This is a genomic window from Pseudomonas sp. PS01298 (assembly GCF_029959745.1).
In the GTDB taxonomy this organism is placed as follows: Bacteria; Pseudomonadota; Gammaproteobacteria; order Pseudomonadales; family Pseudomonadaceae; genus Aquipseudomonas; species Aquipseudomonas aylmerensis.
The window spans coordinates 1-10558 of sequence record NZ_JASCPP010000158.1 but is presented as its reverse complement, the minus strand read 5'-3'; the positions used below and the strand labels follow the sequence as shown (position 1 = coordinate 10558).

At 61.9% G+C, this 10558-nt stretch carries 10 protein-coding genes; 6 read left to right on the top strand and 4 right to left on the bottom strand.

The features are described from left to right. Positions 1-301: 301 nt before the first annotated feature. Positions 302-1747 (top strand): SulP family inorganic anion transporter, encoded by a 1446-nt coding sequence (locus QMX97_RS29935; RefSeq protein ID WP_282398103.1) that lies wholly within the window; start codon positions 302-304, stop codon positions 1745-1747. Positions 1748-1770: 23 nt separating this feature from the next. On the opposite strand, the gene QMX97_RS29930 is transcribed toward QMX97_RS29935, so the two are convergent. Next, positions 1771-2151, bottom strand: coding sequence for a lysozyme inhibitor LprI family protein (locus QMX97_RS29930; RefSeq protein WP_282398102.1), 381 nt, complete (start codon positions 2149-2151; stop codon positions 1771-1773). Between the two features lie 248 nt (positions 2152-2399). Between QMX97_RS29930 and QMX97_RS29925 the strand changes: the two genes are divergently transcribed. From QMX97_RS29925 to QMX97_RS29910, 4 genes are read left to right on the top strand one after another with little or no spacing between them, the layout of a single operon-like run. Further along, on the top strand, positions 2400-3749 hold the full coding sequence (locus QMX97_RS29925) for a gluconate:H+ symporter (RefSeq protein ID WP_106802642.1): 1350 nt from the start codon (positions 2400-2402) through the stop codon (positions 3747-3749). A 12-nt stretch (positions 3750-3761) separates the two neighbouring features. Beyond that, complete coding sequence (locus QMX97_RS29920; RefSeq protein WP_065908458.1) at positions 3762-4622, top strand: MurR/RpiR family transcriptional regulator; 861 nt, start codon at positions 3762-3764, stop codon at positions 4620-4622. A 1-nt stretch (position 4623) separates the two neighbouring features. Further along, on the top strand, positions 4624-6087 hold the full coding sequence (locus QMX97_RS29915) for a D-aminoacylase (RefSeq protein WP_282398101.1): 1464 nt from the start codon (positions 4624-4626) through the stop codon (positions 6085-6087). A 29-nt stretch (positions 6088-6116) separates the two neighbouring features. After that, a complete protein-coding gene (locus QMX97_RS29910) occupies positions 6117-6485 on the top strand; it encodes a glyoxalase superfamily protein (RefSeq protein WP_282398100.1) in 369 nt (122 codons plus the stop codon). Positions 6486-6719: 234 nt separating this feature from the next. Here QMX97_RS29910 and QMX97_RS29905 read toward each other — a convergent pair whose 3' ends face one another. Further along, positions 6720-8639 carry a methyl-accepting chemotaxis protein gene (locus QMX97_RS29905; RefSeq protein ID WP_065908462.1) on the bottom strand — a complete coding sequence of 640 codons (1920 nt, stop codon included), beginning with the start codon at positions 8637-8639 and terminating at the stop codon, positions 6720-6722. 277 nt (positions 8640-8916) lie between these two features. Between QMX97_RS29905 and QMX97_RS29900 the strand changes: the two genes are divergently transcribed. Next, a complete protein-coding gene (locus tag QMX97_RS29900; protein ID WP_065908463.1) occupies positions 8917-9534 on the top strand; it encodes an FKBP-type peptidyl-prolyl cis-trans isomerase in 618 nt (205 codons plus the stop codon). A gap of 120 nt (positions 9535-9654) precedes the next feature. Here the strand turns inward: QMX97_RS29900 and QMX97_RS29895 are convergent, their stop codons facing one another. Together QMX97_RS29895 and QMX97_RS29890 are read right to left on the bottom strand one after the other, a co-directional pair. Beyond that, the gene (locus tag QMX97_RS29895; protein WP_003194088.1) at positions 9655-9912 is read right to left on the bottom strand and encodes a hypothetical protein; all 258 of its coding nucleotides are present in this window, start codon (positions 9910-9912) and stop codon (positions 9655-9657) included. Between the two features lie 159 nt (positions 9913-10071). Further along, a complete protein-coding gene (locus tag QMX97_RS29890) occupies positions 10072-10413 on the bottom strand; it encodes a zinc ribbon domain-containing protein YjdM (protein ID WP_065908466.1) in 342 nt (113 codons plus the stop codon). Between the last annotated feature and the right edge of the window lie 145 nt (positions 10414-10558).

Here is a 10558-nt window from a genome sequence, read left to right as displayed (position 1 = left end):
GGGCTGCGAAGCAGCCCCATCCCAGCCACCGCCTATATTCGACAGATATGCGCTGAATGGTTTGGGGGGCTGCTTCGCAGCCCAACGCGGGGCAAGCCCTCTCGCCACATGGAACGCGTCCGCCACACACAATTGCCTATCACACCAAGCCCGTCCGCCACACACGCGTGCTTGTCAGAACGACTCCGTTTGTCACAACCGGCCCGTTCCCCACCGGGGATTGCCTGCCTGAAAAATCTGGTTCTGCCGCGTTCAATTCCGTACCATTCCCGGCCTTATCCCCGCAATGCCCTGGTACCTCATGAACCTCACCCGTCTGCGCGCCGATGCCCTGGCCGGCCTCACCACGTCTTTTGCGTTGCTGCCCGAATGCATCGCCTTTGCCCTGGTCGCCCACCTCAACCCGCTGATGGGCCTCTACGGCGCTTTTATCATCTGCACTCTCACGGCGCTGTTTGGCGGCCGGCCCGGCATGGTGTCGGGGGCGGCGGGCTCGATGGCGGTGGTGATCGTCGCGCTCGTGGTGCAGCACGGCGTGGAGTACCTGCTGGCGACGGTGCTGCTGGGCGGGCTGATCATGGTCGCGTTCGGCCTGTTGCGCCTGGGCAAGCTGGTGCGCATGGTGCCGCACCCGGTGATGCTGGGGTTCGTCAACGGCCTGGCGATCATTATTGCGCTGGCGCAACTGGAACACTTCAAAAGCGGTGACACCTGGCTCAGCGGTACGCCGTTGTATGTGATGACCGGCCTGGTGCTGGTGACCATGGGCATCGTCTACCTGCTGCCGCGCATAACGCGCGCCGTGCCGCCGGCCCTGGTGGCGATTCTCGGCGTGGGCCTGGCGGTGTACCTGCTCGGCCTGCCGACCCGGACTCTCGGCGACATGGCCCACATCGCCGGCGGCCTGCCGACCTTTGCCCTGCCGCAGATCCCCTGGACCCTGGAAACCCTCGGCATCATCGCGCCCTACGCGTTCCTGATGGCCATGGTCGGCCTGCTGGAAACCCTGCTGACCTTGAACCTCACCGACGAAATCACCGAAAGCCGGGGCTACCCCGACCGCGAAAGCGTGGCCCTGGGGGCGGCGAATATGGTCTCGGGCCTGTTCGGTGGCATGGGCGGTTGCGCGATGATCGGGCAAACCGTGATCAACCTCAGTTCTGGCGGGCGCGGGCGTTTTTCCGGGGTGTTCGCCGGGGTGATGATCCTGTTGTTCATTCTGTTTCTGTCACCGCTGATCGAGCGGATCCCGCTGGCGGCGCTGGTGGGGGTGATGTTTGTGGTGTCCCAGCAGACCTTCGCCTGGGCATCGCTGCGGGTCATCAACAAAGTGCCGTTCAATGACGTGCTGGTGATTCTCGCGGTGACGGTGATCACCGTGTTCACCGACCTGGCCACCGCCGTGCTGTGCGGCATCGTGATTGCCGCGCTGAATTTTGCCTGGCAACAGGCGCGGGAGTTGTATGCCGATGAGCACCTGGAGGCCGACGGCAGCAAGCTCTATCGCCTGCACGGCACCTTGTTCTTCGCCTCGACTACGCCATTCCTGAACCAGTTCGATCCAGCCAACGACCCGGCCCAGGTGACGCTGGACTGCCGTCACCTGAGCTTTGTCGACTATTCAGCGATTGCCGCGCTGATGACCCTGCGCGAGCGCTACACCAAGGCCGGCAAGCACCTGCGGGTGCTGCATTTGTCCGAGCGCTGCAAGAAGCTGCTCAAGCGCGCCAAGGTCCATCACGATTAAACCTGTCGGCTTCTACAAGGGGGTTATGGCCCGACCAGGTCTTCGAGTTCCTGGGCGCGGGTCTGGGTCATGTCCAGCACACAGCCGGAGCCATTGACCTGGTCGATCGTGCCGCCGGTGGCTCTGCCGGCGAAGGCACAATTGGCGTCGCGGTACTTTATCCACAGGCGCTGCACGTCCTGCAGCTGCTGTTTGCGCGCGCCTTCCTGGGCGGCGAGGGCGGTCTTGTAGGCGCGGTTCAGGCGATCGTCCTGCACCTTGGCTTCCTTGGCGTTGCAACCGACCATGTCGGCGGTCGTGTTGGCGCCGTCCATGCATTTTTTCAGCGCCGCGTTATCGGCGGCCGAGGCAGCGCCGCACAAGGTCAGAAACAGCGCGCCGGCGGCGAGGGAGGTGCGAATCATGGTCGATTTTCCTGGGCATGAGTGGATGCGCATTCTATGACTCAACGCCCGCCCCTGAGTTTCCGGCAGTTGCTGATCTTCATGTAAGAACACACCTTGAATTTTCATGCGTGCGTGTCGGGCATATCCCAACGCGACAGCACGTGTCTGTGGGCGAAAATTACTTTCATAAAATTTGAAAATGCTCCTCGGTAATGATTTATGAGTTTCACAACCAATTCGACGTGACCCTTTCCGAGGAGTACCGCATGGCCGCATTACCGGGCTTCGGGCTATTGGCATACGCTGCCATTGCCATCATTGCATTGATCGTGCTGATTGCACGTTACCGACTCAACCCGTTTATCGTCATCACCCTGGTGTCCATCGGCCTCGCACTGATGGCCGGGATGCCGGCGGACACCATCATGGGGTCTTATGAGGCGGGTGTCGGCAAGACGCTGGGGCACATCGCCCTGGTGGTGGCGCTGGGCACCATGCTCGGCAAGATGATGGCCGAATCCGGCGGCGCCGAGCAGGTGGCGCGTACGCTGATCAACCGCTTCGGCGAGCGCAATGCCCACTGGGCCATGGTGTGCATCGCCTTCCTGGTGGGGCTGCCGCTGTTTTTCGAGGTCGGTTTTGTGTTGCTGGTGCCGATCGCCTTTACCGTAGCGCGGCGCGTGGGCGTGTCGATCCTGATGGTCGGGCTGCCGATGGTCGCCGGCTTGTCGGTGGTGCATGCGCTGGTGCCGCCGCACCCGGCGGCGATGATGGCGGTGCTGGCCTATAACGCATCGGTGGGGCAGACCGTGCTCTACGCGATCCTCATCGGCATTCCGACGGCGATCATCGCCGGTCCCGTGTATGCCAAATTCATCGTGCCGCGTATTCACCTGCCGGCGGAAAACCCGTTGGAACGCCAGTTCATCGAGCGCGAGCCTCGCGAGCGTCTGCCGAGCTTTGCGCTGACCATGGGTACCATCCTGTTGCCGGTGGTGCTGATGATGATCGGCGGTTGGGCCAACGTCATTTCCACCCCGGGCACCGGGTTCAACCAATTCCTGTTGTTTATCGGCAACTCGGTGATCGCCCTGCTGGTGGCGACCCTGGTGAGCTTCTGGACCCTGGGCCTGGCGCAAGGCTTCAACCGCGAGTCGATCCTCAAGTTCACCAATGAATGCCTGGCGCCGACCGCGAGCATCACCTTGCTGGTGGGCGCGGGCGGTGGCCTGAACCGGATCCTCGTGGATGCGGGCGTCACCAATGAAATCCTTGGCCTGGCCCACGCGTTCCAGTTGTCGCCGCTGGTAATGGGGTGGCTGTTTGCAGCCCTGATGCGCATTGCCACGGGTTCGGCCACGGTGGCCATGACCACCGCATCCGGCGTGGTAGCGCCGGTTGCCCTGGGAATGGGTTATCCACACCCTGAATTGCTGGTGCTGGCCACCGGTGCGGGCTCGGTAATCTTTTCCCACGTCAACGACGGCGGCTTCTGGCTGATCAAGGAATACTTCAATATGACGGTGATCCAGACCTTCAAGACCTGGACCGTATTGGAGACCCTGATTTCGGTGGTGGCCTTCGGTCTCACGTATGGTCTGTCCTGCATTTTGTAACCCGGAGACCCCATGGACATCCTCTACCAGATCCGCGCCCGCCAGGATTCCTTCAGCGCCGGCGAAGGGCGTATCGCCAGGCTGATGCTTGAGGATGTGGCATTTGCCGCGTCGGCCAGCCTGGAAGAGTTGTCCCAGCGGGCCGAAGTCAGCACCGCAACCTTGTCGCGGTTTGCGCGCAGTGTCGGCTGTCGCGACTTGCGCGATCTGCGCCTGCAGCTGGCCCAGGCGAGTGGTGTCGGCAGTCGCTTCCTGGACCCGGCGGGGCTGCCCGAGCAGTCGGCGTTTCATCGGCAGATACTCGGCGATATCGAAACGACGTTGCGTCAGCATTTGTCGGGGTTCAACCAGGCGAGTTTTGTCGATGCGGTCAACCTGCTCGGCAAGGCGCGGATGATTCACGCCTTCGGCATGGGCGGCCCGTCGAGCCTGTGCAGCGACGAGTTGCAGGTGCGACTGGTGCGCCTGGGGTACCCGATTGCTGCCAGCCACGACCCGGTGATGATGCGGGTCACGGCCGCGACGCTGGGGCCCGAACAGGCACTGATCGTCTGCTCGCTGACCGGCCTCACGCCCGAGTTGCTGGAGGTGGTGAAGCTGGCGCGCAACTATGACGCGCGCATCGTCGCTATCACCCTGGCCGATTCTCCGCTGGCCGAGTTGGCGGATGTCCTGCTGCCGCTGCAACCGGCCGAAACCAGTTTTATCTACAAACCCACGGCGGCGCGCTACGGAATGCTGCTGGCCATCGACCTGCTCGCCACCGAGCTGGCGCTGGCCATGCCGGACGACAACCAGGAACGCCTGCGCCGGATTAAGCTGGCCCTGGACGATTATCGCGGCGGCCCAGACAGCCTGCCGCTTGGAGACTGATATGAAGTACGACACGCTGATTCGCCAGGCGCTGATCATCGATGGCAGCAACACCGAAGGCTATGTTGCCGATGTGGGGCTGCGCGACGGGCGCATCGAAACGATCGGCGATTTGTCGGCAGCACGCGCCGAGCATGAAATCGAGGCGGCGGGCCGGGTGCTGGCACCGGGTTTCATCGATGTGCACACCCACGATGACACGGTGGTGATCCGCCATCCGCAGATGCTGCCCAAGCTCAGCCAGGGTGTGACCACGGTGATCGTCGGCAACTGTGGCATCAGTGCGTCGCCGGTGAGCCTGCGCGGCGCCCCGCCGGACCCGATGAACCTGTTGGGCACGCGTGAAGCTTTCGCCTATCCGCGTTTTATCGATTACCGCCTGGCGGTGGAAAACGCTCACCCGGCGGTCAACGTCGCCGCGCTGATCGGCCACACGGCGCTGCGCAGCAACCATATGGACGATCTGCACCGCACCGCCACGCCCGGTGAAATCGCGCACATGCGGGCGCAGTTGCAGGAAAGTCTCGAAGCCGGCGCGCTGGGCTTATCCACAGGCCTGGCCTACGCCAGTGCGTTCGATGCCGAGACCGATGAAGTGCTGCAACTGAGTGAAGAACTGACGGCCTTCGGTGCGGTGTACACCACCCATCTGCGCAGCGAATTCGAGCCGGTGCTGGAGGCGATGGACGAGGCTTTTCTGATCGGCCGGCATGCCAAGGCGCCGGTGATCATTTCCCACCTCAAATGCGCCGGTGCCGGTAACTGGGGGCGTAGTCCACAGCTGTTGGCGGCGCTGGAGATGGCGGCGAAAACCCACCCGGTGGGCTGTGATTGTTATCCCTATGCGGCGAGTTCTTCGACCCTGGACCTCAAGCAAGTCACCGATGCGTTTCGCATCACCATCACCTGGTCCACGCCGCATCCGGAGATGGGCGGGCGTGACTTGCAGGACATCGCTGCCGAGTGGGACGTTTCGCTGATGGACGCGGCGCGTCGCCTGCAACCGGCAGGGGCGGTGTACTACGGGATGGATGAAGCGGATGTACGACGCATCCTTGCGCATCCGCTGTCGATGGTGGGGTCGGACGGCTTGCCCGAAGACCCGTTTCCGCACCCGCGTTTATGGGGCGCGTTTCCACGGGTGCTGGGGCATTTCAGCCGCGACGTGGGGTTGTTTCCACTGCACACGGCGGTGCACAAAATGACCGGGTTGTCGGCGGCGCGTTTTGGCCTGGCTGAGCGCGGTGAAATCCGTGAAGGGTATTGGGCTGACCTGGTGTTGTTCGATCCCCTGCGAGTGCGCGATGTGGCGGACTTCAAAGCCCCGCAACGTGCCGCCGAGGGCATTGACGGTGTGTGGGTCAATGGCGTGCTGAGCTACAGCGACGGGCAGGCCAATGGTCAGCGGCCGGGACGGTTTTTGGCGCGCAGCGGGGATTTGCGCGGCGGGTTTTCGTCTCTATAGTGGTTGATCTCATACACGGAGCGAGCGCAATGCACTTAGGAAAAGTCACCCCCATCCTGCGGATCTTCGACGAGACCAAGGCGTTGGAGTTTTACGTCGATTTCCTCGGGTTCAAGGTGGATTGGCAGCATCGCTTCGAAGCGAATTTCCCGCTGTATTTGCAGGTGTCGTTGGGCGACTGCGTGTTGCATCTGTCCGAGCACCACGGCGATGCTTCGCCCGGCTCGGCGGTGCGGATTCAGGCGCAGGGCGTGGACGCGTACCAGCAGCAATTACTGGCCAAGGATTATCGTTATGCCAAGCCTGGGGTTGAGGCAACGCCTTGGGGCTCGCGGGAGATGAGCATCGGCGACCCATTTGGCAATCGGCTGGTGTTTGTCGAGGAAGGCGAGGGCTGATCGGTCAATCGCAGGCAATAAAAAACCGCCTGGGTAGGCGGTTTTTTTTGCACTCCCAGTGAGTGGCCGGGGGTGCTATCTAAAAAGACGCAATCGACCCGCAGACGGATACTAGGCCGGTTATGTAATCACGCCACTAATCACGTGTGGACATTCCTGCGGGACAGCTTCGATGACCTCTAAGGTCTGAGAGGTGGAGCCGCCTCGGCTTAAACCGAGGCGGCTTTTTGTTGCTTAAACCCGGAAGTGACTGACCATCTGCTGCAATTGGCTGCCCAAACGCGCCAGCTCAACGCTGGACTTGGCCGTCTCGTCGCTCGCCGTTGCAGTCTGCTCCGACACATCACGCACGTTGACAATGCTGCGGCTGATCTCTTCCGCAACGGCGCTCTGCTGTTCGGCGGCGGCGGCGATCTGCTGGTTCATCGACTGGATATTCGACACCGTGCGGGTGATGTTCTCCAGCGACACACCGGCCTTGCGCGTCAGCTCGACGCTGCTGTCGGTGAGGCTGCGGCTGTTGTTCATCACATTGGCGACTTGCTGGGTGCCGTTCTGCAAACCGGCCACCAGGCCTTCGATTTCTTCGGTGGATTTCTGTGTGCGCTGGGCCAGGCCACGCACTTCATCGGCCACCACGGCAAATCCGCGACCGGCTTCACCGGCACGCGCCGCTTCAATCGCGGCGTTGAGGGCGAGCAGGTTGGTCTGTTCGGCTACGGCCTTGATCACGTCCATCACGCTGCCAATCTTGTTGCTCTCTTGCTGCAGGTGCGTCATCGCGTCGGTGGAGCGCGCCACTTCGGTGGCCAGGCGCTCGATCTGGGCGATGGCTTCCGCCACGACCTTGTCGCCTTCGCGGGCCTGGCCGTCGGCTTCGGAAGCCGCTTGGGAGGCTTGCTCGGCGTTGCGCGCCACTTCCTGCACGGTGGCGGTCATTTCATGCATCGCGGTGGCGACCTGATCGGTCTCGATCTTCTGGCTGTTGACGCCGGCGCTGGTCTGCTCGGTCACGGCCGACAGCTCTTCGGCGGCGCTGGCGATCTGGGTGACGCCATCACGAATGCCGCTGATCAGCTCGCGCAGGGTCGTGCCCATGCGCTGGATGCCTTGTTGCAACACGCCGAGTTCATCGCGGCGGGTCACCTGGATGTTGTGGCTCAGGTCGCCGGAAGCGATGCGCTCCACCACGGCCAGGGTTTCCTGCAAGGGTCGGGTGATCTGGCGGGTGATCACCAGGGCGGCAATGACACCGACCAGCAGCGCCAGCAACGTGCTGATCAATTGCAGGCTGCGGGCCTGGGCGCTTTCGGCGTCACGGCGATCCAGCTGGATGTCGTACAGCTTGTCGCTGATGGTGACAATGTCGGCGCCTTGGGTGGTCATTTCGGCGCGGGCGGCGACGATGTTGGCATTGGCAGCCTTGTAGTTCTGCACGGCGCTGCGGTAGTCGCCCAGGGCGGTTTCCAGCGCGCTCAACGCGCTTTGCTGGCCGGCACCGAAAACAGCGCTGAGGCCCTTCAGGCCGTTGATGGCTTTTTCGATTTGTGCGGCGGCGCGGGCTTCGGTCTCCGCGTTGACGTTGCCGGTATAGCCGCGCACTTCATAGCGGGCCAACTGGAATTGCATCTTGGCATCGGCGACGGCCTGGAACTGTGCAAGGTGCTCGGAGCTGTCCGGGGCTTGCTTCACGCTGGTTTCCAGCGCGTTGATTTGTGCATTGGCGATGTCGGCCTTTTCGCCCATCAGCTGGCGAGAGGCATTGCCGTTACGGTAGGCCTCGCGCATTTTGTTCAACGACTGCTGGTAGGCGGTGATGATGTTTTTCTGCTCGGTGAGCAGCTTGCGGTTTTCCGGGCTCTTGAAGCTGTCCAGCAGTTTCTGCTGCTGAGCCGTGAACGCGTCCAGGTTGGTCTGTACGTTCTGGGCCACGGCTTCGTCGCCGTTGGCGAGCATGTACTGCAGGCGCACGATCCGCAGTTTGGTCAGCGACGCATTGAGCTGGGTGATGTCGCTCATCCAGTTGCTGCGGTCGATCAGGCCGCCCAGGCTGGTCCAGCCGGTCAGGGCCAGGATTGACGTGAGGACCAGCACCAGGCCGAAGCCCAGGCCGAGTTTGAGATTGACGCTAATGTTGCCGAACCAGCTGTTCATCGAATGCTCCGCAAAAATTGATGTCTGTCTGCTGGACGGTGTTGTTCTTTGAGCCAGCCAAGTTGTGTAGGGCTGTATCGGCGGGGGGCAAGGAATCTGAACCTTTATTCGTAAGCCGATAGGCATCGCCGCCGCATAACCGACCAGCGGCGCTCGGTCGGCGGGCTGCGCGCGGCTGATCCCGGACTGACATTCTGTGCTAGTCTGCTGGCCCTTTTAGTTTCGGGCAGTGCAGGAAAACAGTGTTTTCAGCCCTGCCCTACAGCGGAGCCTCTTCATGTCCGAAGTTAATCTGTCCACCGACGAAACCCGCGTCAGCTACGGTATCGGCCGTCAGTTGGGCGACCAACTGCGCGACAACCCGCCACCGGGCGTCAGCCTGGACGCAATCCTGGCTGGCCTGACCGACGCGTTCGCCGGCAAGCCAAGCCGCGTTGACCAGGAGCAAATGGCTGCGAGCTTCAAAGTCATCCGCGAAATCATGCAAGCCGAAGCCGCTGCCAAGGCTGAAGCCGCTGCAGGTGCCGGCCTGGCATTCCTGGCGGAAAACGCCAAGCGTGACGGCATCACCACCCTGGCTTCCGGCCTGCAATTTGAAGTGTTGACCCAAGGTGACGGCGCCAAGCCGACCCGTGAAGACCAAGTGCGTACTCACTACCACGGCACGTTGATCGACGGCACGGTGTTCGACAGCTCCTACGAGCGCGGCCAGCCTGCAGAATTCCCGGTAGGTGGCGTGATCGCCGGCTGGACCGAAGCCCTGCAACTGATGAATGCCGGCAGCAAATGGCGCCTGTACGTGCCGAGCGAACTGGCTTACGGCGCTCAAGGCGTTGGCAGCATCCCGCCGCACAGCGTTCTGGTGTTCGACGTCGAGCTGCTCGACGTTCTGTAAGACCTGCTTTATGTGGGAGCCGGGCTTGCCCGCGATGCAGACGACTCGATCCGAGCTGTTATCGAGTGGAAGACATCGCAGGCAAGCCAGCTGCCACACAGGGCCTGTGTGTTGGCTGGTTCATGGATGGAACTTGCCATTGAGTTCCGTGGCCGGGCGCAACGCTCGGGCATAGCAGAACAGAAACAGATTGCGCACCACTTCCTTGAGTACACCGGGTTCACTCGAACTCAGGCCATTCACGTCCAGGTCGCCCTGGTCCTGCAGTTCATTGAGTGCCTCTTCTTCCAGCACCGCACAGACTTCGCCGGTTTCCCGATGCAGGATCCGCAGGTAAGGGTGTGGACGATCCAGCCAGGCGTCTATCAAATAAGTCATGGTCGTTCTCCTTGATGAGTTTCAATGAGAATAATTCTTATTCGTAGAATAGCAAGTGCCTATTGGCGGTTTCCGGGTTTTTCTGTGTGGATATTGCGTTCGATCAACGCAGAGGGCGAAACGCCATCCCGCGGCGGGCGCGGGATGGGTGCAGCAGATTCAGACTTTGCGCACGAACTCGGACTTGAGTTTCATCGGGCCAATGCCGTCGATCTTGCAATCGATATCGTGGTCGCCGTCGCACAGGCGGATGTTCTTGACCTTGGTGCCGACCTTGACCACCAGGGACGTGCCCTTGACCTTGAGGTCCTTGATCACGGTGATGGTGTCGCCGTCCTGCAGGACGTTGCCCACAGAGTCTTTCTTCACGGTTTCATCGCCCGCCACTTCGGCCTCGCCACTGGCGGACCATTCATGGGCGCATTCCGGGCAGACCAGCTGGGCGCCGTCTTCGTAGGTGTATTCGGAATTGCATTTCGGGCAGGGTGGCAGCGTGCTCACTAAAGCTCCTTGAAAGTCAGGGATGGCTAAAAGTCGCACATTATATAGGGATTTGTAGGGGGGAGGGGACGATGTGGTCTTAATGTAGGAGCGGGCTTGCCTGCGATGACTGCAGTGAATTCACTACCGCTATCGCAGGCAAGCC

Coding starts and splice junctions, on each gene's coding strand:
- QMX97_RS29935 (WP_282398103.1), top strand. CDS start 302: ATGAACCTCACCCGTCTGCGCGCCGATGCCCTGGCCGGCCTCACCACG.
- QMX97_RS29930 (WP_282398102.1), bottom strand. CDS start 2,151: ATGATTCGCACCTCCCTCGCCGCCGGCGCGCTGTTTCTGACCTTGTGC.
- QMX97_RS29925 (WP_106802642.1), top strand. CDS start 2,400: ATGGCCGCATTACCGGGCTTCGGGCTATTGGCATACGCTGCCATTGCC.
- QMX97_RS29920 (WP_065908458.1), top strand. CDS start 3,762: ATGGACATCCTCTACCAGATCCGCGCCCGCCAGGATTCCTTCAGCGCC.
- QMX97_RS29915 (WP_282398101.1), top strand. CDS start 4,624: ATGAAGTACGACACGCTGATTCGCCAGGCGCTGATCATCGATGGCAGC.
- QMX97_RS29910 (WP_282398100.1), top strand. CDS start 6,117: ATGCACTTAGGAAAAGTCACCCCCATCCTGCGGATCTTCGACGAGACC.
- QMX97_RS29905 (WP_065908462.1), bottom strand. CDS start 8,639: ATGAACAGCTGGTTCGGCAACATTAGCGTCAATCTCAAACTCGGCCTG.
- QMX97_RS29900 (WP_065908463.1), top strand. CDS start 8,917: ATGTCCGAAGTTAATCTGTCCACCGACGAAACCCGCGTCAGCTACGGT.
- QMX97_RS29895 (WP_003194088.1), bottom strand. CDS start 9,912: ATGACTTATTTGATAGACGCCTGGCTGGATCGTCCACACCCTTACCTG.